This window comes from Roseivivax halotolerans (assembly GCF_900115815.1).
Classification (GTDB): domain Bacteria; phylum Pseudomonadota; class Alphaproteobacteria; order Rhodobacterales; family Rhodobacteraceae; genus Roseivivax; species Roseivivax halotolerans.
The window spans coordinates 182,560-206,080 of the sequence record NZ_FOXV01000006.1 but is presented as its reverse complement, the minus strand read 5'-3'; the positions used below and the strand labels follow the sequence as shown (position 1 = coordinate 206,080).

Sequence of the window (23,521 nt, the reverse complement as noted above, 5' to 3'; positions counted from 1 at the left end):
GGTCAGGCCAGAAAGGCGCGGCGCAGAAGATTCAGTCCGGCGATCAGCAAGACCCAGAGCGTTGCACGCCGAAAGAAGCGCTGGTCGATCCGGTCCTGCACCTGCCCGCCGGCCCACATGCCCAGCACCGCCGGCGGGATCAGCGCCAAAGATAGCCAGACCGTCGCGCTATTCAGAACACCCGAGCCGATATGCGCCAGCGTCAGAACGACGGCGCCAAGGCCGTAGATGACCCCCTGGACGCGCATCTGTTCGGTCTTCTCGGTATCGAGTGCCATCAGGTAGGCCACGGTCGGCGGCCCCCAGACACCCGAGAAACCACCGATGAAGCCCGCGAATGCGGCGATCCCGACCTCGAACACCCGTGTCGGCCCGGCGGGCAGCCGTCCATCCCAGCCAGCGATCTGCGCGATCGCGAAAGCGACGATGGGCACGCCGATCAGCGCCAGCATGACCGAGACCGGCATCACGGCGACGAGCTGTGCCGAAAGGATCAGCATAACGGCACCGACGATCAGGAAGACCCTGAATTTCTTGACCGATCCCGCCGCAGCGCGCGGACCCTGCCGGAGCGCCTGCATCCCGTTGGACATCAGCGTGGGGAGGATCAGTGCAGCGAGCGCCACGTCCGGCGCGAGAATCGAGCCCAGCCCCGAGATCATGATCATCGGCATGGCGAACCCCACGACGCCCTTCACGAATCCCGCAAGGAACGTCACCCCGAGGGCGAGCGCCCATTGCGCGGGCGTCAAAAGGTCCGAAAGAAGCTCCATGCATGCTGTGTTATCAAACAAATGGCGGACGACCAGCGAAAACGGTCGCGCAATTTTTGAACGTTTTGCCGCATCGCAGCGTATCTTTGTTGCGCTGCGCCTGCGAGGGCGCTATGTCGAGGCCAAACGAAAAGAGGATGTGAACCATGGCACATGACGGTCAGGATCTGACACTCGCGGAGACCGCGCTTCTTCCCGATCTTCTCGCTCTGACGAAGGCCGCGCTCGGACCCTGCGACGACGTTTTGGCCCGCGCGAAAGCCTCGGTGTCGGCGCTCGTCATGGATGGCGACCGGGTGTCGGGCTCCAAGCTCGAGGCGCACCAGACAGCCGCGCACGGGCTCGCCTGGCTCGCAACCTACGTCGAGTCCCTGCGCGAGATGCAGGGCTGGGCCGAACGGATGCAGGACGAAGGCACGTTCGGCGAGGTCGAGCAGCTCATTCACCAGATCGCGTTTGGCGAATACCTCTGGCAGATCTATGGCGGCATCCAGATGAACCAGGGCGAGGTCGTGCGCTTGCAGGATCTTGGGCTCGCTCAGGATGACATGCGCGCGCTCATGTCCGACGCGGTGATGACGCTGACCCAGGGCGGCAACACCCAGGCGGCGCGCGTGCGGCTCGTCGAGCTGATGCGCGAGCGCTCCGCCGAAATCACGGTGGGCCGCACCGGGCTCGACGAAGAGCTCGAGATGATCCGCGAGCAGTTCCGCCGCTACTCCGTAGACAAGATCGAGCCGCACGCCCATGAATGGCACCTCAAGGACGAACTCATCCCGATGGAGGTGATCGAGGAACTCGCGGAGATGGGTGTCTTCGGTCTGACCATCCCCGAGGAATTCGGCGGACTGGGCCTCTCCAAGGCGTCGATGTGCGTCGTCTCCGAGGAGCTTTCGCGCGGCTATATCGGCGTGGGCAGCCTCGGCACCCGCTCGGAGATCGCGGCGGAGCTGGTGATCGCAGGCGGCACCGACGACCAGAAAACGCGCTGGCTTCCCGGGTTTGCAAGCGGTGAGATCCTGCCGACCGCCGTCTTCACCGAGCCCAATACCGGCTCCGACCTCGGCAGCCTGCGAACCAAGGCGGCCAAGGACGAGAACGGCGACTGGATCCTCAACGGCAACAAGACATGGATCACCCATGCGGCGCGCACCCACGTGATGACCGTGCTCGCGCGCTCCGTTCCCGGCACCGATGATTACAAGGGCCTGTCGATGTTCCTGGCGGAAAAGACCCCGGGCACCGACGAACAGCCCTGGCAGGATCCGGGCATCTCGGGCGGCGAGATCGAAGTGCTCGGCTATCGCGGGATGAAGGAATACACGGTCAATTTCGACGACTTCAAAGTGAAGGGCGAGAACCTTCTCGGCGGCGAAGAGGGGAAGGGCTTCAAGCAGCTGATGGAGACGTTCGAAAGCGCGCGCATCCAGACCGCCGCGCGGGCCATCGGGGTCGCACAATCGGCGCTCGACCAGGGCATGCGCTACGCCGAGGACCGCAAGCAGTTCGGCAAGCCGCTCATCGCCTTCCCGCGTGTCGCCTCCAAGCTTGCCATGATGGCGGTGGAGATCATGGTGGCACGCCAGCTCACCTATTTCTCCGCGCGGGAGAAGGATGAAGGTCGGCGCTGCGATCTCGAGGCAGGCATGGCCAAGCTTCTGGGCGCGCGCGTCGCCTGGGCAGCGGCGGACAATGCGCTCCAGATCCACGGCGGCAACGGCTTCGCGCTGGAATACCCGATCAGCCGGATCCTCTGCGATGCGCGCATCCTCAACATCTTCGAGGGCGCAGCAGAGATCCAGGCGCAGGTGATCGCGCGGCGCCTTTTGGCCTGATATGCGAAAAGGGCGTGGCGGAAGAACCGCCCGCCCTTTCATCCCTTGCCGCGGATGGCTCTTTTGTGAGCCATGAGGCCCGTGACAGTGCTGGAACGTCCGGACGTCACTCGTTAGGCTGCATGAAGCCGTTCGAGCCGCAATACCGGTGGGGGAGCCTTTCTCTTGTTTCCAAGTACGACTTTACGTGTCGCGACCGCTTTTGCATTAGGCGTCTCGGTAATGGCACTGCCCGCAGATGCGCTTGAAGACATCGATATCGAGATCGCCACCGACGATGCCGAAGCGGGCAACCGCATTGGCCGGGCCATCCGCAACACGTCGAGCCTGACGACGGCTACCCCCGAAGGTCTCGAAACGCCGCAGGAGGTCGCCGCGGCGGCCCTCTCGGATTACCAAACCGTGGTCGAGGCCCTCTACGATGCGGGGTTCTACAGCGGCGTCGTCTCGATCCGGCTCGATGGCCGCGAAGTCGCGGATCTGGAGCTGCTCAACCTGCCGCCAGCCTTCCAACGCGCGGAAATCCGTGTCGAGACCGGTCCGCAATTCCGCTTCAGGCAGGCAGAGATTGCGCCGCTCGCGGCAAGAACCGAACTGCCCGACGGCTTTGCTCAAGGACAGCCAGCGGAAACGGGAGTGATCCGTGAGGCCGCGCAAGCGTCCATCGAAGGCTGGCGCCAGCGCGGCCACGCCAAGGCCATGCCCGACAGCGAGCAGGCCACGGCGCTCCACGATATCGCGCGCCTCGACGTGCGGATCGGCATCGATCCCGGCCCTCGCGTCAGTTTCGGTGATATGCAGATCACGACCGACAGCGCTGTGCGGCAAGCCGCGATCCGGCGCATCGCGGGCTTCCCGGCCGGAGAACGCTTCGATCCCGACGATGTGGACCGCGTGGTGAACCGCTTGCGACGCACCGGCGCGTTCTCCTCGGTGACGCTCAGCGAGGCAGACGTGGTCGAGCCCGACGGCAGCATGGACATGCTGCTGTCCGTCAGTGACCGCAAACCCCGCCGGATCGGCTTCGGTGCGGAGGTCTCGACGCTCGAGGGTGGCGCGCTCACCGCGTTCTGGCTCCACCGCAACATCTTCGGCGGCGCAGAGCGGCTGCGGTTCGATGCTTCGGTCTCGAACATCGGCGCAAGTGACAGCGGTATGGATTACTCGCTCTCGGGGCGGCTCGAGATCCCGGCGATTTACGGCGCGGAAACGGATGGCTACGTCCAGGCCTCGCTGACCCGCGAAGACGAGCCGACCTTCATTTCCAACCGGGCCGAATTCGAGATCGGCGCGACCCGCCGCCTCAACGACCGCTACACCGCGGAGATTGGTCTGGGCCTCAGCTACAGCGAGACCGAGGACGACCTTGGCGAGCGCGAGTTCCTGCTGCTCACGCTTCCCGGCACCCTGACCTACGATACGCGGTCCAACGATCTGAACCCCGTGAGCGGCTATTACGTCACCGCGACCGCGACGCCCTTCGTGGGGCTCATGGGTTCGCCTGGCGGGCTCAAGTTCGATGCGGATGCGCGGGCCTACCAGGGGTTCGGCATGGATGATGCGACCGTTGCCGCGCTGCGGATTCAGCTCGGCTCGGTTGCGGGGCCCGACATCACCGACGCGCCGCCCGATTTCCTCTACACCTCCGGCGGCGGCGGCACCGTGCGTGGCCAGCCTTTCCGCTCGCTTGCGGTCGATCTCGGCAATGGCGATGAGATCGGCGGGCGATCCTTCCTCGGCATCTCGGCGGAGCTGCGCCGCGACGTGACCGAGAATATCGGCGTCGTGGGGTTCTACGATGCGGGCTATATCGGCGAAGAAAGCTTCTATGACGGCTCGGGCGAATGGCATTCGGGCGCGGGGCTCGGGATTCGCTACCAGACCGGGATCGGCCCGATCCGCGTCGACGTGGCCGGCCCCACCGGCGGAGAGACCGGCGAAGGCGTGCAATTCTACATCGGTATCGGACAGGCATTTTGAGACATCTTGGCAAGTTTCTCACCGCGACGACCCTTTCGGCGGGCATCGGCGCGACGACCGTGCTGGCGCAACAGGATGACAACAGCGAGCGCGGCCGGCTTGAGGCCCTGATCGAGGACAACCTCTCGGGCGAGAATTTCGGCGTCGATATTGTCGGCTTCCAGGGCGCGCTTTCTTCACAAGCCACGGTGGAAGAGCTAATCCTTTCGGATGCCGAGGGCCCCTGGCTCACCCTGCGAGGCGTCACCCTCGACTGGAACCGCGCGGCGCTTCTGCGGGGGCGGGTCTCGGTCGATGAGCTGATCGCCGAAGAGATCCTCGTCCCGCGCCTGCCACAGGGCGGCGAGACGACCGAAGTCCCCGACGCCCAGGCCCAGCCGTTCTCTCTTCCCGAACTGCCGGTCTCGGTGCAGATCGGACGCATCGCGGCCGAGCGGGTGGAGCTTGGCGAGCCGGTGATCGGTGTCGAGGCCGTGCTCGCGCTCGAAGGCTCGGCGAGCCTTGCGGGCGGAGAAGGCGATGTCTCGCTCTCGATCGACCGGCTCGACCGGGGCGGCGAGATCAGCCTTGAGGGCTCCTACGCGAACGAAACCAACGTCCTGTCGCTCGATCTGTCGCTCGACGAGCCCGAAGGCGGTATCGCCGCGACCTTGATCGGCCTGCCGGGCACACCGCCTGTCGCGCTGAGCGTGGAGGGCGAAGGCCCGCTGTCGGATTTCGCCGCCGATCTGCAACTTGCCACGGATGGCGAGGATCGCCTCACGGGCCGCGTCGCGGTGGCAGCGCTTGAGGGGGATGTCGCGGGCACCGGTTTCTCCGCGGATGTCCAAGGCGACATCCGTCCCCTGCTGACGCCCGAGAACCGCGAATTCTTCGGTGCCGATCTCAGTCTCGACGTGGCGGGCCAAAGCCTCGAGTCGGGCGCTCTGACCATCGACACGCTGGAGCTTGCCTCCGAGGCGATCAACATCAACGGTTTCATCGCGCTCGGCCCCGACAAGTGGCCGGAGCGGATCGATCTGACGGGCGATATCGCCGGGCGGGACGGCGCGCCGATCCAGTTGCCCATTCCCGGCGAGGTCACGCGCGTCGATCGCGCCGATCTGAACGTGCAATACGATGCCGAAACCGGCGATGCCTGGCAGGCGGAACTTGCCGTGACGGGCCTCGACCGCCCCACCCTTTCGGCAGAACGGCTGAGCCTCGACGGCTCGGGCACGCTCCTACGCGGCGAAGGCACTGCTGTCGGCGAAGTGGATGGCCGCTTCGACATCGCGACCGAGGCGCTCGCCTTCGCGGACCCCTCGCTCGCTGAAGCCGTCGGCACGACCCTGTCCGGAATCCTCGAATTCGACTACCGCGAGGGCGAGCCCCTGCGCCTGACGCAGATCGCGCTCGATGGCGCGGGCATCGCCATCGACGGCGCGCTCGACATCACCGGTCTGACCGACGAGCTCAACATCGCGATCGAGGGCGACGTGAACGTCGAAACCTCGGATATCGCACGGTTTTCCGGGCTGGCGGGCCGCGAGCTGTCAGGTGGCGCGCGGTTGAGCGCCTCGGGCAGCGTCGAGCCGCTGTCGGGCGCGTTCGACGCCGAGCTCGACGGCACGGTGAACGACCTCGTGACCGGTATCGCAGAGGCGGATCGACTTCTCGACGGTCAGACCGAACTTCTGCTCAGCGCGCAGCGCGACGAGCAGGGCATCCTGCTCCGACAGCTCGAGGTCAGCGCTCCCGAGGCGAACCTGACGGCATCGGGCGGCCTGGGTGCCGAGACCGGCAATGCCGACATCTCCCTGCGGGTCGCGGAACTGTCGGAAATCCTGCCCGAGTTGCAAGGTGCGCTCTCCTTCGACGGCACGGCCCGGAAAGAAGGTGAGAGCTGGCAGGTCAGCGGCGATGTCGCCGGTCCCGGCGGGGCGGAGGCCATTATCGATGCCGCGCTCGAACTCGTGGAAGGCCAACTCCGCGCCGTGGGCGGAACTCTCGATGCCAATGTCGCCGATCTCTCCGCCTATTCCGAGATCGCCGGCCGGCCCCTTGGCGGTGCGGCGGATATCTCAGCCAAAGGCAGCGCCGATCTTGAGTTGAACACGGTCAGTGTCGCGGCCAGCGGTGATGTCACCGATCCGATCACCGGGATCGCCGAGGTCGACCGCCTTCTCGCCGGCAACACGACTTTTTCGGTCGACGGCGCCAAAACAACCGACGGGTATCTCTTGCGCGATCTCGATGTGACAGGACAACGCCTCTCCGCCACGGCCGAGGGCGCATACCGGCCCGAGGATAGCGGTCTGAGATTCGATGTCCGGCTGGACGATCTCGCCGACGTCGTTCCGACGATGTCGGGCTCCGCCAACGTCACCGGCCGCGCCGATCAGATGGGCGATAACTGGGATATCGTGCTCGACGCGGCCGGTCCCGGTGGGCTCACAGCCGATATCGACGCAACAGCCGCCCTCGAGGAGATGGTGCCGCAATCGGTTCGCGGAGACGTCTCGCTCAGCGTCAACACCCTGCGCCCCTACGAGGGCCTTGTCGGACGTTCGCTTTCGGGCTCGGTCGATGCGACCGCCTCAGGCGATTATGATTTCGAGAGCGGCGCGGGCCAGCTGACGCTCGATGCCGAAGCGGGCAGCATCGTGACCGGCATCGCGCCGGTCGACCAGCTGTTGCGCGGCGGCGTGACCGACCTTGCCTTCCGCGGCGGTCGGCAAGAGGACGGCACGCTGGTGATCGAGAGCCTCGACCTCGACGCGCCGCAAATCAGCGCCGACGCGAACGGCACGTTCAATCCCGACAGCGGTGTCGCGGAAGTCACGCTCGATGCAGAGGCGCGGAACCCCGTGACCGGCATTGAAGCCGTGGACCAGCTCCTCCGCGGCGGTGTGACGGATCTCCAGTTCCGCGGCGGACGTCTCGAAAGCGGAGCGTTCCGCATCGACAGCCTGAACCTTGATGCACCTCAGATCGACGCAACCGCCAGCGGCAATTACGGCGCAAACGGCGGGCAGATCGAGTATGACGTGCGGCTCGCGAATGTCGGCCTCTTCGTGCCCGAATTCAACGGACCGGCCACGGCGCGGGGTACCGCGGCGAATTCCGGCGGCGACTGGCGCGTGAATGCCGCGCTGACCGCGCCGGGCAATACCAGTGCCGACGTCTCTGGCACGGTCGCGGCGGACGCCTCGACGCTCAACCTCGACATCAACGGCTCCGCGCCGCTCGGGCTTGCCAACCCGTTTCTCGAGCCGAACCTGATCGGCGGCATCGCCAATTTCGATTTGTCCGTGAACGGGCCTCCGGGGCTCGACGCGCTGTCTGGACAGATTGTGACGCAAGGCGCGCAATTCACCATTCCGAACCAAGGCATCGCGCTCGAGAATATCGGCGCGCAGGTCAGCCTGAATGGCGGGCAGGCGAATATCGAGCTGCAAGGCGATGTGGCCACCGGCGGAGATATCAACGTGACGGGCCCCGTGACCCTGTCACCGCCCTTCAACGGCGATCTCACGATCACGCTCGACGACGTCATCGTCGAGGATCCGGGGCTGTACCAGACCGATGTGGATGGCACGCTGACCTTGGTCGGGCCGCTGGCCTCGACCGCGACGCTGTCGGGACAGATCGACCTCGACCAGACCGAAGTGCGGATCCCCTCGGGTGGCGGAATCCAGACCTTGGGCTTTCCCATCGACCACGTGAACGAAAGCGCGGCGGTGCGCCTGACACGCCAGCGTGCTGGCCTCATCGAAAGCCCGAACGAGGGTGGATCGGGCGGCAGCGGTGGAGGCGTCAATTACCGCCTCGACCTTCTCATCAACGCGCCCTCGCGGATCTTTATCCGGGGCCGTGGCCTCGATGCCGAGGTCGGCGGGCAGCTCCGCATCGGCGGAACGACCCAGAACGTCGTGCCGCAAGGCCGGTTCGATCTCATTCGCGGGCGGCTCGATATTCTTGGCCAGCGGATCGAGCTTGATGAGGCGTCGGTCTCCATCGAGGGCGATTTCAACCCGTTCGTCACCGTGGTTGCCGAGACCCAAAGCGGTGATACGCAGATCCGCGTGACGATCTCCGGTCCGGCTTCGGACCCCGAGGTCACGTTCAGCTCGACCCCGGATCGGCCGCAGGAAGAAGTGCTGGCGCTTCTCTTGTTCGGACGCGATCTGTCGGAGATCTCGGCCTTCCAGGCACTGCGGATCGCAGCAGCCATCAACACGCTGACAGGCGGCGGACCCGGCATCACCGAGACGCTGCGTGCCAATACCGGGCTCGACAACCTCGACCTGCAGACCGCTCAGGACGGCACCACGTCGGTCAGCGTCGGCAAGTATATCGGGGAAAACCTTTATACGGACGTCACCGTCAGTTCGAGCGGCGAGACCGATATCAATCTCAACCTCGATATTACAGACAGCATCACCGCTCGTGGAACGGTGACATCAACGGGCAATACCGGTGTCGGGATTTATTACGAGCGGGATTACTGAGGCTCAGCCGTTCGCCGTCTTGCGGCGCGCGGCGGCAGCTTCGTGGCGCGTGATCTCACCGGTTGCGAGGACGGGCGAGGCGTCGAATTCGCCTTCGTCGAGCATTCCTGCGACACGTTGCAGGACCGAGACGATCATCGACTGCTCCCATTCCGGCAGCGCCTCGAACTTCTTCACGTAGCGCTGCTGGAGCGCATCCGGCGCGGCAGACAGGCGTGCCTTGCCGTCTTCGGTCAGGGTCAAATCGATCTGGCGCCGATCATCTTCCGATTGGTCGCGCGCAAGGAGTCCCCAGCTTTCGAGCTTCTTGATGATGACCGAAATCGTCGCCTGACTGACGCTCATGCGGCTCGCGACTTCGGAGGGATGACATTTGCCCTTCTCCGCTATGATCTGCAGGACGCGCAGCTGGACGGCGGTCAGGCCCGCATCCCGTGCCAGATCCCGGCCATAGCTGTCCGTGGCTCGCAAGATCCTGCGCAGAGCAATGAGGCTTATATCCGTCCTGTCCATCGTCACATCCAACTGATCGCGGGGTCGCTGCAAATGCGGTCCCATGAAGGTGCATCGGCTCGCGGCTGTCTGGTGTCCGGTATTCTTCATAACGATATTTAGTTAGTGCTAACTATATTCATCCACAAGCAATGACAGGCAAGAAAATTCGCATGAAGAAGCTAATTTTCGCGGTCGACTTGGACAGATTGAGCGATTTTCTCAATAAATAAAGAGATTTCCCCATCACCTCTGCCCCGGGGGAAGAAAATTACTTAGTCGGTTGAAGTATCCGCATCACGCGTTATATTCAGCTCATCAAAGCAAGTATAGCGAACTGAGGGCTGAAGCCGTGCAGACGATGCAAGAGACGAAAACCGATGGTGCTGTGACCTTCCGCAAGCCGGTCCGCGAGGACGGCGCGGCGATCTGGGAACTCATCCGTAGCTGCAAGCCGCTCGACGAGAACTCGATGTATGCCAACCTGCTGCAGGCCGATCACTTCCGTGACACCTGCGTCGTCGCGCTCGTCGATGACGAGATCGCAGGCTGGGTCTCGGCGTATATCACGCCGCAAGATCCCGATTCTATGTTCGTGTGGCAGGTCGCCGTGTCTGAGAAAGCGCGCGGCATCGGTCTTGGCACGCGGATGCTGTCGGCCCTGATGACGCGCGAGGAAGCGTCGGACTGCAAGCGGATGAAGACGACCATCACGCTCGACAACGACGCATCCTGGGCGCTTTTCACCAAGTTTGCCGAGAAGAACAACGCGATCCTCGACTCCGAGGCGCACTTCACGCGTGACACGCACTTCAACGGTGAACACGCGACGGAGCACATGCTCACGATCACCTTCCGGGAAGCGGTGCAGCAGAGCGCGGCATAAGCGCTCGCCACCCCGGCTTTTCCCCCTACTTCCAAATTCTACCTCATTGCGAAAGGACACATCATGTCCACGACCGATAAATCCGTGTTTGAGCGCCGCGAATCCGAAGCGCGCTCCTATTGCCGCAGTTTCGATACCGTGTTCACCAAGGCAGTCGGCTCCGAGATGACCGACGAGGCGGGGACAACGTATATCGACTTCCTCGCGGGCTGCTCCTCGCTGAACTACGGGCACAACGACCCGGACATGAAGCAGGCTCTTGTCTCGCACATCGCCGATGACGGCATCGCGCATGGCCTCGATATGTACTCCGTCGAGAAGGCTGCGTGGCTCGAAGCTTACGAGAACATCATCCTCAAGCCGCGTGGCATGGATGATTACAAGATCATGATGACCGGCCCGACGGGCACCAACGCCGTCGAAGCCGCCATGAAGCTCGCGCGCAAGGTCACTGGCCGGCGCAACATCATCACCTTCACCAACGGCTTTCACGGCATGACGATGGGCGCACTGTCGCTCACCGGCAATGCGTCGAAGCGTGCCGGCGCGGGCAACAATTGTGCCGGCCTCTGCGGCGTGACGCACATGCCCTATGACGGCGCCTTCGGCGAAGGTGTCGAGACGCTGAAGCAGATCGAGATGATGCTCGACAACTCCTCGTCCGGCGTCGATGCCCCGGCAGCCTTCATCTTCGAGCCCGTCCAGGGCGAAGGTGGCCTCAACGCTGCATCGAACGAATGGATGCAGGGCGTTGCGCGACTCGCCAAGAAATACGGCGCGATGCTGATCATCGACGACATCCAGTCGGGTTGCGGCCGTACCGGCACCTATTTCTCCTTCGAGGAAGCGGGCATCGAGCCGGACATGATCACCCAGGCGAAATCGCTTTCGGGGTTCGGGCTGCCCTTCGCGTGCCTTCTTATCAAGAAAGACCACGACATCTGGAAGCCGGCCGAGCATAACGGCACCTTCCGTGGCAACACCCATGCCTTCGTGACGGGCCGCGTGACGCTCGAGAAGTTTTGGAAAGACGACGCGTTCCAGCAGGAGATCCACGAGAAGGCGATGATGCTGACCTCGGGTCTTCAGGCGGTCGCGGATATCGTTCCGAATTCGCGCCTCAAGGGTCGCGGCATGATGCAGGGCATCGACGTTGGCGGCGGCGAGCTTGCCGGCGACATCTGTGCCCGCGCCTTCGAGAAGGGCCTCATCATCGAGACCTCGGGTGCCGATGACGAGGTGGTCAAGGTGCTCGTCGCGCTGACCGTCCCCACAGAAACGCTCCGCAAAGGGCTCGACATCCTGCTCGAAGCCGCCCGCGAAGCGACCGCAAGCCACAAAATCGCAGCGGAGTAACAGCTATGATCATTCGCAACGTCAATGAACTGAAAAACACCGACCGATCCGTGTCCGACGCCCAGTGGACGTCTGTCCGCATGCTTCTGGCGGACGACCAGATGGGGTTCTCTTTTCACATCACGTATATCCAGGCGGGATCGGAGCACACGTTCCACTACAAGAACCATTTCGAGAGCGTCTGGTGCGTGTCCGGCAAGGGCTCCATCGAAGATCTGGAGACCGGCGAGGTCCACGAGATCAAGCCGGGCGTGATGTATGCGCTCGACAAGCATGACAAGCACACTGTGCGCTGCGAGGAAGAGCTGGTTCTGGCCTGCTGCTTCAACCCGCCCGTCACCGGCAAGGAAGTGCATCGCGAAGATGGCTCCTACGCCGCGCCCGATGAGGCTGCCTAAGCAATCTCGAGGGATCAGATGACCAAGATCGACTTCAACAACCATACGGTCGAGAAGATCGGCGGCACGTCGATGTCCCGTCTCGACGAATTGCTCGATCCGCTGTTCCAGGTGGATAATCCCGAATACGGGCGGCTTTTCGTCGTCTCGGCCTTCGGCGGCATCACCGACCTCCTGCTTGAGCACAAGAAAAGCGGTGAAGCTGGCGTCTACGCCCATTTCGCCGAGAACACCGAAGAGCATGGCTGGATGAGTGCGCTGTCGAAGGTGGATCGCGCGATGCGCGAGGCCCATGACCGGCTGCTCGACCACTCTGCCGACAAGAACGATGCCAACGATTTCGTTCGGGACCGCGTCGAGGGCGCGCGCAACTGCCTGATCGACCTGCACCGCCTGTGTTCCTACGGCCATTTCCGGCTATCGGCGCACATGCAGGTCACACGCGAATTGCTCTCGGGCCTCGGTGAAGCGCATTCGGCCTATGTCACGTCGCTGCTGCTGCGGCGCCGTGGCGTCTCTGCGCGCTTCGTGGACCTCTCGGGGTGGCGCGATGACCGCGAGATGAACCTCGAGGAGCGTATCACAGACGGACTGCAGGACATCGACATCTCGACCGAGATGCCGATCGTCACGGGCTACGCGCAATGCGCCGAAGGGCTGATGAACAAGTATGACCGCGGCTATTCCGAGGTCACCTTCAGCCAGATCGCCGCGATCACCAAGGCGCGCGAGGCGATCATCCACAAGGAGTTCCACCTGAGCTCTGCCGATCCCAAGCTCGTCGGTGCGGAAAACGTCCGCAAGCTGGGTCACACGAACTACGACGTGGCCGATCAGCTGTCGAATATGGGCATGGAAGCGATCCATCCCACCGCCGCCAAGGCGCTGCGCCAGGCGCAGGTGCCGCTGCGGGTCACGAACGCGTTCGAGCCGCACGACCCCGGCACGCTGATCGACGAGGCGGAGGCCGAGAAAGGCGTGGCCGAGATCGTTTGCGGCGTCGACGTCTTCGCGCTCGAGCTCTTCGAGCAGGATATGGTCGGCGTGAAAGGCTATGACGCGACGACCCTCGACACGCTGACCAAGCATGGCGTGCGGATCGTCTCCAAGACGTCCAACGCCAACACGATCACGCATTACGTGGATGCACCACTGAGCGCGATCCGCTCGGTCGAGTCGGAGTTGTCGAATGCCTACCCCAACTCGGAGCTGAACGTCCGGTCGACAGCGATCGTCTCGGTCATTGGGCGTGATCTTCGCGGGCTGCACGTTCTCGAACGCGGTCTCGGTGCGCTGCGCGAGGCGGGGATCGACGTCATCTCGGCTCACCAGACGACTCGCACGGTCGACGCGCAATTCGTCGTCGACCGCGAGGATCGCGACACCTGCGTGAAGATCCTGCACGACACGTTCATGGGAAAAGGTGAAGAGGCGCCGAAACTCGTCGCCTAAGACATCCCGCAGACCTTGATTACGATCCCTCGCGCCGTTCGGCGCGGGGGATTTTTCATGCGGAGCGCTTCACCTCCGCACGGGCGAGCTGCACCGCGAGGATACCCCCCGCGATCACGATCACGCCGATCACGTCCCAGATGCCGAGCGCCTCGCCCAGAAGCGCCCAGGCGATGAGCACCCCGAAAAACGGATTGAGGAAGTGGAAGGTCGCGGCCTTTGTCGCCCCGATGCGGTCCACCAGCAGGAACCAGACCAGCGTCGCGAGAACGCCTGGCACGAGAACCGTGTACCAGAACGCGATGACGAGCGCGGGCGACCACGTCACCTCAAGCGTCTCAAGGGCCATAGCCGGCACGGCCAGCGCCGCCGCGCCCACGAACATCTGCAAGCCAACAACCATCAGCACGTTGCCGCGGGATGTGGCTCCGCGCACCGTCAGCGTCGCGATGGCGAGCGACAGGGCCGCAAGCCCGCACAAAGCCACCCCCCAAAGATCCGCTCCGCCCGAGAGCCGCGCGCCCATGATGACGGCGACACCCGCCACCCCGGCGACGAGGCCGAAGACGCCCAGGGCGGGCAGTTTCTCTCGCAACATGATCCAGGACAGAAGCGCCACGAGAAGCGGCATGGCAGAGGCGATGATCGCGGCGAGCGATGCTTGCACGGCCTGCATGGCGACGAAATTGAGGCCCAGATAAATCGCGTTCTGGCAAAGCCCGAAGATCACGACTCCGCGCCATTGCGCGCGGTTCAGATGCCAGCTTTGCCCGAGCGCCCGCGCGATGCCGACAGCGATGAGCCCCGAGATCAGGAAGCGCAGCGACAGCGTCATCAAAGGCGGCGCGGCCTGCACGATGATGCGTGCCGAGGTGAAGGCCGAAGACCACATCGCCGCGAAGGCGAGGCCCATGAGAATGCCGCGGATATCCATGAGGGCTCCTTTCCTGCGGCCACATGACCCCGCCGCATTCATGGACGCAACCAGATTGTCCGATTCCCGAATGGCGCAGGACATCGAGAGTGGCGTGCGGTAACGTCCTCGCATGGCCCGGAATTTCGATCCGAACGTGCTGCTCTCCAAACCGCTCATGGCGAATCTCGCCACGGTGGATGCGGACGGTGCGCCGCGCAACGCACCTGTCTGGTTCCAGTGGGAGGACGGGGCGCTCTGGATGCTCGGAACGAAGGACGGGGCGTCGGTACGGCGGCTCACGCGGGATCCGCGCTGCGCCGTGGAGATCGTGGATTACGACAATGCCGCCGGAATCCTCCTGCATCTGGGATTTCGCGGCGCCGCAGAGATCCGGAAGATGGACGCCGCGCTCTTCCGCAGGCTTCTCGGGAAGTATCTCGGACCTGACGAAGCGCAATGGAACACCTGGTTCGTCGAGACTATCGCTGCCATCGACGATCCGGGCGGTCGATTGATCCGGCTCGTCCCGGACAGCGTCTTCACGAACAATGTCTCGTATTTCCGCACCGGACCGGACCTGGCTTGGCCCCTGGCGCCCGAGGCGTGAACGAAAAGGCCCCGCCGGCGCGAGGCAGGCGGGGTCAGTTACCTCACCGCAGGCGGTGCGGGAGGCTGGCGGTAACTCTCTGACTTGGGATCAGCCGTGCTCGGCCATCTCCGCGCGGATCTGCTGGCGCAGAACGTCGATTGGCACGGTCTTGCCGTCGCGCTTGAAGTGCCAATAGGTCCAGCCGTTGCACGATGGGGCGCCTTCGAGATGCGCGCCCACCTGGTGGATGGACCCTTTCACATCGAGCCCGACCAGCGTGCCGTCCGCGCGAACCTTCGCGCTCTTGCCGGTCGGCGAAATCAACGTCTCGCCAGGGCTGAGCATACCGCGCTCGACAAGTTGGCCGAAGGGCACGCGCGGCTCTGCGCGCTTGGCCTTGGTGGTCTCGAGTCCGACCTTGTCGAACTTGCGGACCTTGGCGATCCGCGCCTCGGCGGCGGCGCGATAGTCCGCGTCCCGCTCGATCCCGATCCAGTCGCGGCCCAGCATCTTGGCGACCGCGCCGGTCGTGCCGGTCCCGAAGAACGGATCGAGCACAACGTCGCCCACATTCGATGCGCCCACGAGCACGCGGTGCAGAAGCGAGATCGGCTTTTGCGTCGGGTGCGTCTTGGCGCCGTCCGCGTCTTTCAGCCGTTCATTGCCGTTGCAGATTGGCAGAACCCAGTCCGAACGCATCTGAACGCCATCATTGAGAGCCTTCAGCGCTTCGTAGTTGAAGGTGTATCGCGCGCCCTCGCCTTTCGATGCCCAGATCATCGTTTCATGGGCGTTGGTGAAACGCTTGCCGCGGAAATTCGGCATCGGGTTCGATTTGCGCCAGACCACGTCGTTCAGGATCCAGTAGCCCTGATCCTGAAGCGCGGCGCCCACGCGGAAGATGTTGTGGTAGGAGCCGATCACCCAGATCGCGCCGTTGGGCTTCAGAAGCCGGCGCGCCGCAGCGAGCCAGGCGCGCGTGAAGGCGTCGTAGGTCTCGAAGCTGGCAAAACGGTCCCAGTCGTCGTCGACCGCATCGACACGGGAGTTATCGGGGCGATGCAATTCGCCCTTAAGTTGCAAATTATAGGGTGGGTCCGCGAAGATCAGATCGACCGAGGCTTCCGGGAGGCTTTGCATCACCTCGATGCAATCCCCTGCCAGGATCGTGTTGAGAGGGAGCGCTTGCGCGCTCTTCAAATTCGTCATCTTCGTCATTTCTCTGCCCCAAGACCCGCGGCGCTTTAGCGCTCTCGTGAAGGTTGGACAAAGACTGAGTCAAAGCCGATTCTTGGTCAATTTCTTTTTTTGAATCAGAGGTTTGCCAATTACGCTTGCCACAATATCTTGTGCACAGGGGCGAAGCTTTTTCTATGATGTGGGGTCACCCCGAGATTTTGAAGCGCCAATCTGTGGCTTTTCGACGGATAGCCCGCATTGGTCTCCCAGCCGTATCCGGGAAAGTGTTGCGCCAAATCCCGCATGAGCCTGTCGCGGTGTGATTTGGCGACGATCGAGGCCGCGGCGATGCTCACCGAGAGCGCGTCGCCCTTCACCAGAGGGGTCGCGGGATGCTTGCATTCACGCGGCACGAGATTGCCGTCGATGAGCAGATGACACGGCGGCGCGGAAAGCGCGTCGACCGCCCGCATCATCGCAAGATGCGAGGCGCGCAGGATGTTGATCTCGTCGATTTCCTCGACCGAAGCCGCGCCGATACCGACCTCCGCCTCCGCGAGGAGCACCTCGGCCAGGGCCTCGCGCCGCTTTGCCGTGAGCCGCTTGCTGTCGGCAAGCCCGGCCGGCAAGCGCGCCGGGTCGAAGAGAACCGCTGCGGCGACCACGGGGCCTGCAAGCGGGCCGCGCCCCACCTCGTCGACACCGACAACACGGCGTGCGCCTTGCGCGATGAGGTCTTGTTCATATCGGTCGGTCGCATCGGTCATGGCGCCTGATTAGCGCCGGCGGCGGTTCCTCTGCCAGAGGAAACCGCAAGCCGGCAGATGGTCATCTGCGGCCAAGCGTGTCGAAGCCGTAGCGTTCGAGACAGCGCGCGCCATAGGCGAGCCGACGGCCTCGGTTCGTGTTGACCGGCAACGCGCAGGCTTCCGGCAGACGCGCGACGTCGACGTAGTTCCGTTCGAGGCAGCGGGCGATATACACCTGACGGTGCTTGCCGCGATGGGTGTCAACGACCGTTCGGCAGCGCTGCGGCAACGCCACCCGTCCACGACCATTGGCCTGCCTGTGGCCTGCCTTCGCGGGTTTGCCGTGGACCACAACGGTCGTCTCATTGTTACTGTCCTTGCGAGTCTCGGCGGCCAGCGCCTCGCCGACGATGTAAAGAAGCGCGATACCTCCCACGACCTTGGCCACGTCTTCGGGCTTGGCGCGCGCCTCTTGGGCGGTCACGGCGATGGCCGTGCTGGCCGCGAGGATCATGGCTATGAAACGGTTCGACATCGGACGGTCTCCTTCCTTGTGGTGAAGGCCGGCGCGGGATGCGGGACTGCGGAGGGGCCGGCTGCCGGGATCGTCCCGCTTGGCATGCCGGTGAAGCAATGACACCACCAAGGCTATCACATAACGGCTCTGGCCCGGCCTTGGATATTGAATGACGTGAAGGTGCCCGCCACAGTGCCCGACATGAAAGCTCATGCCTGTCTTCTCACCCTGATGCTGGTCCTCGCCCCGATGGGCGCCGAGGCCGCCTGCTATGCCGATTACAAGGCAAAGCGCGACAATCCTCTTCGGCTGCATTACGGCGTGGCCGAGATCCCGGACGCCTCCTGTTCACGGGACGGCGCCGCGAGCGAACTGGCACCGCGTCTTGAAAGCGCGGGCTGGTCGCTGCTGAATATCGTCTCGGTTTTCGGTGAAGACGGGCTTGAGGAAAGGAGAGACAGTGCCGGACAGAACTTTCTCCGTTACTGACGCGCGCCGGTCGGGCACCCGTGTCGTAACGTTCGGAATCGCGGCCATCGTCGCGCTTCTTGTGCTGGCCGGGATCTGGCTGTTCGTCACCCTGCCGGAGGCCGGGGCCTTCAACGATCGCGTCGAGCGGCTCTTCATCGAGAATGACGACCTGACGGCACAGGCCGAAGTGAAGCTGCTCGAGATCCTCGCGCAATCGGGCACGGCCTTTGCCGAGACGCTTGAAAGCTACCGCCTGACGATCTTCGTTCTTCTCGTCTTCGCCACGGCCTTGCTGCTGGCTGCGCTGATCTTCCTGGTGATGCTGGTCGGACTCAACCGGCGCATGGCGGCAATCGAACGGTCGGGGATCGAGGTGCGCTCGCTTATCATCAGCCGAAGCGAGAACACCGTCTACCTCAACACGATGGGCTTTCACCTCACAGAGGCGATGATGGAGACGCTGGCCATCCTCGCCGAAGCACGTCTCGACGAGGAGATGCTGACCGGCACGCAGATCGAGGCGATGATCTCGGGGCGCGACGCAAGCGATTGCGACGAGGCGGCCGGTGCAACGCGCGTCAAGCGCCTGAGAGACGGGCTCGGCAACCAGATCGTCTCGGAGCTCTTGGTCAAAACCATCGCGAAACGCGGCTACATGCTCGCCGTCGACAAGGACGTAATTGAAGTGATCTGATCTATCGCGGTTCGGATCGAGCCACAGCCGCCATTGATGGGCGTCTCGCGATGATCTAGCGTCACGTATCGGCGCAGACGATGACGGTCAGGCCATGCGGGCGTCGCCCTACAGGTACATTCCCTTGATTTCGGACGCTGTGCGGATCGTGCGGCGGGAATATCGCGCCGTTGCCTATCGCGGCGACCATTTCCATTGCCCGGTATGCACCAAGAGATGGGCCGGTCACGCGCGCAAGGAACCCTGCCTCTATTGCGGTTCCGCGACGCGTCACAAGCTGCTCGTTCTTTGGCTCGACCGGTTTCTGGCCCGCGATCCGGGACCGGCCACCGAGGTGCTGTTTTTCGCCCCGGATTGGGGTGTGCAGAAGTGGCTCGCGCAGAAGGTTTCGGTCCACCTGACCACCGCCGATTATTCCGCGCCGGGCGTCGACAGACACTGGGATATCACGGCCATCGACGCACCGAGCGACAGCTTCGATCTGATCCTCTGCTCGCATGTCATGGAACATGTGGCCGATGACGCGGCAGGGTTCGCTGAACTCTATCGGATCCTGCGACCGGACGGGCGGCTCGTTCTGCAAGTTCCCGTCGATCAGGATGCCACGGCAACAGTCGAGGATACGTCGCTTGCAGACCCCGAGGAAAGAAAGCGCCGCTTCGGCCAGTTCGATCACGTTCGACGCTACGGCACCGACATCGCCCAACGGATCACCTATGCGGGTTTTCACGTTGAGCCCCTGACCGTTGCAGATCTCCTGAGCGCTCAAGACATGGCCTATTTCGGTATGTGGAATGACATCGCCTATATCTGCAGGAAGGATACTGCCACGGGAGCGCCCGGCGCGACACCACGCTGACGCGGACGGGCAAGGCGGCGAATGGCGACCCCGGCAGGATTCGAACCTGCAACCTGCCCCTTAGGAGGGGGCTGCTCTATCCAGTTGAGCCACGGGGCCGCTTGCCAGCCTTGTAGCCGTCCCGCGCGCGGCTGTCACCCGTCGACGAGCCCGCTTGTGACCGGCACGGGCTTTGGGCTAACCTTCTCGCAACACGGCAGAATGAGGACATGCCCTTGGCGCCGACACCCCCGCGACCCTTGACCCTGCGCGACGTCTCAGAAGCGTCCGGCGTCTCCGAAATGACGGTCTCGCGCGTCCTTCGCAATCGGGGCGACGTGAGTGTGGCGACCCGCGAGAAGGTTCTCGAGGCCGCGAAATCGCTGGGATACGTGCCCAACAAGATCGCCGGTGCCCTCGCCAGCCAGCGCGTCAACCTCGTCGCCGTCATCATCCCGAGCCTTCGCAACATGGTCTTTCCGGAGGTCATGTCGGGGATCAGCGCGGTTCTCGAGGATACGGAGCTTCAACCGGTCGTCGGCGTCACGGATTACCTGCCCGAGAAGGAAGAGCGCGTCCTCTACGAGATGCTGTCCTGGCGGCCCTCTTCGGTCATTATCGCCGGACTCGAACATTCCGACGCCTCGCGTGCGATGCTTGCGGCCTCCGGCATTCCCGTCGTCGAGATCATGGACACCGATGGCACGCCGATTGACGCGATGGTCGGGATTTCGCACCGCCGCGCGGGACGCGAGATGGCGCAGGCGATTCTGAAGGCCGGCTACACGAATATCGGCTTCATGGGCACGAAGATGCCGCTGGATCACCGGGCGCGGAAACGGTTCGAAGGGTTCACCGAGACACTGGCGAAGGCCGGGGTCGAGATCATCGACCGCGAGTTCTATTCCGGCGGCTCCTCTCTCGCCAAAGGGCGCGAGTTGACCGAAGCCATGCTGGCGCGCACGCCCGAGCTCGACTTTCTTTATTATTCCAATGACATGATCGGCGCTGGCGGGATGCTCTACCTGCTCGAGAAGGGCGTCGACATTCCGGGCGAGATCGGGCTGGCCGGGTTCAACGGCGTCGAGCTTCTGGATGGCCTTCCCCGCCGGCTGGCGACCATGGATGCCGGCCGCGCCGAGATCGGACGCGCCGCGGCGAAGATCGTCGCGACCCTTGTCGAGACCCCTGACGCCCAGATCGACCGGATCGTGGAACTGACGCCCCGCGTCAAACCGGGCGATACGCTCAAGAAACGCTGAATCGTCACGCAGCTGTCACCGACTCGCTGTAACCAACCCATGTTTCCTGGTCGCTCCGACGTGCATCGTGACTTCCGAACGACCTACCCGGCTATTCATTCTCTGTGTTTCGATTATCGGGGGGCGGCATCTGCTGCCCCCCACTTTCATGCGACGCGAGCCATGCATCCAGAGGGATGCGGGGTTTCCATTCTGGCGCTGGAAGCCTCAAGAGGCCGGGCGTATCTCTCAAGCCAAGGGAGGATCGAACCGTAGATAACCGCACGGAGATCCAAAATGGCATTCGCCGACATCCACGCCCACCGCACGGGCAAATCCAAGAACATCTTCGCTCGCATCCTCGATGGAATGATCTGGATCGGAGAGAACAACAGGCGCGTGCAACAGGCACAGGCCCTGCACGCCATGTCCGATGAACAGCTCGCCGAGCGCGGTCTGCGCCGCGAAGATATCGCCCGGCACGTTTTCCGGGACATCATGTTCGCCTGAAATCGCGTCGGATCGACATGAAAAAAACCGCTCCGGAGTCCGGAGCGGTTTTTTTGATGCCGGGCGGGATCAGGTGCGGATGTCCTGGATCTCTGCCAGACGCGCCTTGCGGTCCACGATCGACAAGATCGCACCCCAGGTCGCGAAGGACGCGACCACGGTAATCGCCATCAGGCAAAAAACGAGAAACGGTGTCATAACTGGCTCCCTGCGATTGGATGAACAAGAAACCCGAATTTGCAGATTTGTGTTCCGGAAATTGATTGAGGAAAAAAATTCGTTCGGGAGTAATGCAAAAAAGCCGCGCCCCTCGGGACGCGGCTTTCGAATGCGCTGAGGCAGAACGGAAAAATCAGTTCTGCGCGTAGAATTCGATGACGAGGTTCGGTTCCATCTGAACGGCAAACGGCACGTCCGAAAGGCCCGGCTGACGCAGATAGGTCGCCGTCATCTTGGAGTGGTCGACCTCGATGTAATCGGGCACGTCGCGCTCGGGCAGCTGGGAGGCTTCGATCACGGATGCGAGCTGCTTGGACTTCTCGCGAACCTCGATCACGTCACCTTCCTTCACGCGGTAGGACGGCACGTTCACCTTGCGGCCGTTCACGAGGACGTGGCCGTGGTTCACGAACTGGCGCGCGGCAAAGACGGTCGCCACGAACTTCGCGCGGTAGACGACCGCGTCGAGGCGGCGCTCCAGAAGGCCGATGAGGATCTCGCCGGTATCGCCGCGCTGACGCTCGGCTTCGGCGAAGATGCGGCGGAACTGCTTCTCTGTCAGATCGCCGTAATGGCCTTTGAGCTTCTGCTTGGCGCGAAGCTGAAGGCCGAAGTCGGACATCTTGCCCTTGCGGCGCTGGCCGTGCTGGCCGGGGCCGTATTCACGGCGATTGACCGGGGATTTCGGACGACCCCAGATGTTTTCGCCCATCCGGCGGTCGAGCTTGTACTTGGCAGAGGTGCGTTTGGTCACCGTCTGATCTCCTTCTGATGCGATGCCAGACGGGTGGTCGGCCCGGCATCTGTGAAGGGCGTTGTCCTCTGGGTGCTTTGCACCCTGACAGGCATCCCCTTGCGGGGGCCACCAACACCAATGAAGGCGCGGTTATATCGGCCTTTGGCCGTGAGTCAACACATGCCGTGCCCCAACGAATTCAATCGCATTGAGCGGGCTTTTCCTGCCGTGGCGCGCTGTATCGTTAGGGCCGCGGTAAGATGTTGCGTGAAATCTGGCGCGACACCGCAGTCTTCGGAGTCCGCCGCATGTCCCGGCTCACTGATATCGACCAGCCGCGAAACGCGCTCGACGTCGCCGTTCAGGCGCGGGTGCGCGACGCCCCTGCGCTGGCGCGGGACGCGATCCGGCACCGGCGTGTCAAGCTCGCCTTCCAGCCGGTCGTGCAGGCGGCCGCGCAGGACCGCATCGCCTATCACGAGGCGCTTGCCCGCGTGCAGGATCCTCATGGCCGCAGCCTGCCCGCCGCCGATTTCATCCGCGTCATAGAAGAGGAGGAGGCAGGCCGTGCCCTCGATTGCGTAGTGCTGAGCGAGGGGCTCGGCATCCTGGCGCGCAATCCGGGCGTCCGCCTCGCTCTCAACCTATCGGCGCGGTCCGTCGGCTACAGAAAATACGCGCGTATTCTCGAGCAGGGCCTCGGTGACGACCCAACGATAGCAGAGCGGTTGATCCTCGAGCTGCGCGATGCCTCGGTACAGCGCATCCCCGAACTCGTTTGGGATTTCATGAACCGATACGCGAGGACCGGCATTTCCTTCACACTCGACAATTTCGGCCAGGGGCCCAGCGATCTGGGCATGCTGACGCGGTTTCCGTTCGACATCATAAAGGTCCACGGGACCGTCATCAGGGGCGTCGGCGCCGATCCTGACCGGCAATCGCTTCTGCGCGCGATCCTCGCCATGGCACGGGAGATCGATCTGTTCACCGTCGCGGAAGGCATCGAAACGCTTGAAGACGCTCTTTTCGCCCGCGATGCCGGGATCGATTGCCTGCAGGGGTATTTCTTCGCCGCGCCCACGCTCGAGCCGCCCTGGCGCGCGACAGCATGGAAAAACAGCCGTGACTGACGCTAACAGTCCCTTGGCACGTGGTGCAGGTCTGTTGCCGAGCCCGGATGCATCCGATACGAGT

The 23,521-nt window shown here is 63.5% G+C and carries 23 protein-coding genes and 1 tRNA gene; 15 read left to right on the top strand and 9 right to left on the bottom strand.

The window, feature by feature from the left end:
• Positions 1–2: 2 nt before the first annotated feature.
• Positions 3–773 carry a sulfite exporter TauE/SafE family protein gene (locus BM171_RS10570; protein WP_093011677.1) on the bottom strand — a complete coding sequence of 257 codons (771 nt, stop codon included), beginning with the start codon at positions 771–773 and terminating at the stop codon, positions 3–5.
• Between BM171_RS10570 and BM171_RS18905 the strand changes: the two genes are divergently transcribed.
• From BM171_RS18905 to BM171_RS10555, 4 genes are all read left to right on the top strand, one after another.
• Complete coding sequence (locus BM171_RS18905; RefSeq protein ID WP_175497535.1) at positions 772–930, top strand: hypothetical protein; 159 nt, start codon at positions 772–774, stop codon at positions 928–930. The two genes, BM171_RS10570 and BM171_RS18905, sit on opposite strands and share 2 nt — an antisense overlap.
• Positions 920–2,608: an acyl-CoA dehydrogenase family protein gene (locus BM171_RS10565; protein WP_093011674.1), complete on the top strand. Its 1,689-nt coding sequence runs from the start codon at positions 920–922 to the stop codon at positions 2,606–2,608. Before BM171_RS18905 ends, BM171_RS10565 begins: the two co-directional genes overlap by 11 nt.
• A gap of 222 nt (positions 2,609–2,830) precedes the next feature.
• Positions 2,831–4,588, top strand: coding sequence for an autotransporter assembly complex protein TamA (locus tag BM171_RS10560; protein WP_093011671.1), 1,758 nt, complete (start codon positions 2,831–2,833; stop codon positions 4,586–4,588).
• Positions 4,585–9,081, top strand: a complete 4,497-nt coding sequence (locus BM171_RS10555; protein ID WP_093011669.1) for a translocation/assembly module TamB domain-containing protein — start codon at positions 4,585–4,587, stop codon at positions 9,079–9,081. The genes BM171_RS10560 and BM171_RS10555 overlap by 4 nt, the downstream gene beginning before the upstream one ends.
• Positions 9,082–9,084: 3 nt before the next feature.
• Here the strand turns inward: BM171_RS10555 and BM171_RS10550 are convergent, their stop codons facing one another.
• Positions 9,085–9,594, bottom strand: coding sequence for a MarR family winged helix-turn-helix transcriptional regulator (locus BM171_RS10550; RefSeq protein WP_093011824.1), 510 nt, complete (start codon positions 9,592–9,594; stop codon positions 9,085–9,087).
• 340 nt (positions 9,595–9,934) lie between these two features.
• Here BM171_RS10550 and ectA point away from each other — a divergent pair, with 340 nt between their 5' ends.
• From ectA to BM171_RS10530, 4 genes are all read left to right on the top strand, one after another.
• Positions 9,935–10,459 carry a diaminobutyrate acetyltransferase gene (gene ectA, locus BM171_RS10545; protein ID WP_093011666.1) on the top strand — a complete coding sequence of 175 codons (525 nt, stop codon included), beginning with the start codon at positions 9,935–9,937 and terminating at the stop codon, positions 10,457–10,459.
• Between the two features lie 63 nt (positions 10,460–10,522).
• A complete protein-coding gene (gene ectB, locus BM171_RS10540) occupies positions 10,523–11,815 on the top strand; it encodes a diaminobutyrate--2-oxoglutarate transaminase (RefSeq protein ID WP_093011663.1) in 1,293 nt (430 codons plus the stop codon).
• 5 nt (positions 11,816–11,820) lie between these two features.
• Complete coding sequence (locus tag BM171_RS10535) at positions 11,821–12,213, top strand: ectoine synthase (RefSeq protein ID WP_093011660.1); 393 nt, start codon at positions 11,821–11,823, stop codon at positions 12,211–12,213.
• Positions 12,214–12,231: 18 nt separating this feature from the next.
• The gene (locus BM171_RS10530; RefSeq protein ID WP_093011657.1) at positions 12,232–13,665 is read left to right on the top strand and encodes an aspartate kinase; all 1,434 of its coding nucleotides are present in this window, start codon (positions 12,232–12,234) and stop codon (positions 13,663–13,665) included.
• Positions 13,666–13,720: 55 nt separating this feature from the next.
• On the opposite strand, the gene BM171_RS10525 is transcribed toward BM171_RS10530, so the two are convergent.
• Entirely contained in the window at positions 13,721–14,599 is an 879-nt protein-coding gene (locus BM171_RS10525) for a DMT family transporter (RefSeq protein ID WP_093011654.1), read from the bottom strand.
• Between the two features lie 112 nt (positions 14,600–14,711).
• Here BM171_RS10525 and BM171_RS10520 point away from each other — a divergent pair, with 112 nt between their 5' ends.
• On the top strand, positions 14,712–15,188 hold the full coding sequence (locus BM171_RS10520) for a pyridoxamine 5'-phosphate oxidase family protein (RefSeq protein ID WP_093011651.1): 477 nt from the start codon (positions 14,712–14,714) through the stop codon (positions 15,186–15,188).
• 90 nt (positions 15,189–15,278) lie between these two features.
• On the opposite strand, the gene BM171_RS10515 is transcribed toward BM171_RS10520, so the two are convergent.
• The 3 genes from BM171_RS10515 to BM171_RS10505 form a co-directional block, all read right to left on the bottom strand.
• Entirely contained in the window at positions 15,279–16,388 is a 1,110-nt protein-coding gene (locus tag BM171_RS10515; RefSeq protein WP_093011648.1) for a site-specific DNA-methyltransferase, read from the bottom strand.
• A gap of 110 nt (positions 16,389–16,498) precedes the next feature.
• Positions 16,499–17,116 carry a ribonuclease HII gene (locus BM171_RS10510; protein WP_093011645.1) on the bottom strand — a complete coding sequence of 206 codons (618 nt, stop codon included), beginning with the start codon at positions 17,114–17,116 and terminating at the stop codon, positions 16,499–16,501.
• Positions 17,117–17,177: 61 nt separating this feature from the next.
• Positions 17,178–17,633: a hypothetical protein gene (locus BM171_RS10505; RefSeq protein WP_093011642.1), complete on the bottom strand. Its 456-nt coding sequence runs from the start codon at positions 17,631–17,633 to the stop codon at positions 17,178–17,180.
• Between the two features lie 183 nt (positions 17,634–17,816).
• Between BM171_RS10505 and BM171_RS10500 the strand changes: the two genes are divergently transcribed.
• The 3 genes from BM171_RS10500 to BM171_RS10490 all read left to right on the top strand — a co-directional run bounded on the left by BM171_RS10500 (position 17,817) and on the right by BM171_RS10490 (position 19,639).
• On the top strand, positions 17,817–18,104 hold the full coding sequence (locus BM171_RS10500) for a hypothetical protein (RefSeq protein ID WP_093011639.1): 288 nt from the start codon (positions 17,817–17,819) through the stop codon (positions 18,102–18,104).
• Entirely contained in the window at positions 18,076–18,780 is a 705-nt protein-coding gene (locus tag BM171_RS10495; protein WP_093011637.1) for a helix-turn-helix domain-containing protein, read from the top strand. The genes BM171_RS10500 and BM171_RS10495 overlap by 29 nt, the downstream gene beginning before the upstream one ends.
• 94 nt (positions 18,781–18,874) lie before the next feature.
• Positions 18,875–19,639, top strand: a complete 765-nt coding sequence (locus tag BM171_RS10490; RefSeq protein WP_093011634.1) for a class I SAM-dependent methyltransferase — start codon at positions 18,875–18,877, stop codon at positions 19,637–19,639.
• A gap of 22 nt (positions 19,640–19,661) precedes the next feature.
• On the opposite strand, the gene BM171_RS10485 is transcribed toward BM171_RS10490, so the two are convergent.
• Positions 19,662–19,738: transfer RNA gene (locus BM171_RS10485), tRNA-Arg, on the bottom strand.
• 116 nt (positions 19,739–19,854) lie between these two features.
• Between BM171_RS10485 and BM171_RS10480 the strand changes: the two genes are divergently transcribed.
• Both BM171_RS10480 and BM171_RS10475 read left to right on the top strand, forming a co-directional pair.
• A complete protein-coding gene (locus BM171_RS10480) occupies positions 19,855–20,880 on the top strand; it encodes a LacI family DNA-binding transcriptional regulator (protein ID WP_245760234.1) in 1,026 nt (341 codons plus the stop codon).
• 276 nt (positions 20,881–21,156) lie between these two features.
• Positions 21,157–21,369 carry a DUF1127 domain-containing protein gene (locus BM171_RS10475; protein WP_093011628.1) on the top strand — a complete coding sequence of 71 codons (213 nt, stop codon included), beginning with the start codon at positions 21,157–21,159 and terminating at the stop codon, positions 21,367–21,369.
• Between the two features lie 69 nt (positions 21,370–21,438).
• Here the strand turns inward: BM171_RS10475 and BM171_RS19345 are convergent, their stop codons facing one another.
• The gene (locus tag BM171_RS19345; RefSeq protein WP_256371896.1) at positions 21,439–21,567 is read right to left on the bottom strand and encodes a hypothetical protein; all 129 of its coding nucleotides are present in this window, start codon (positions 21,565–21,567) and stop codon (positions 21,439–21,441) included.
• Positions 21,568–21,721: 154 nt separating this feature from the next.
• Positions 21,722–22,342 (bottom strand): 30S ribosomal protein S4, encoded by a 621-nt coding sequence (gene rpsD, locus BM171_RS10470; RefSeq protein ID WP_093011625.1) that lies wholly within the window; start codon positions 22,340–22,342, stop codon positions 21,722–21,724.
• A 290-nt stretch (positions 22,343–22,632) separates the two neighbouring features.
• Between rpsD and BM171_RS10465 the strand changes: the two genes are divergently transcribed.
• Positions 22,633–23,457, top strand: a complete 825-nt coding sequence (locus BM171_RS10465) for an EAL domain-containing protein (protein WP_245760233.1) — start codon at positions 22,633–22,635, stop codon at positions 23,455–23,457.
• Positions 23,458–23,521 lie beyond the last annotated feature (64 nt).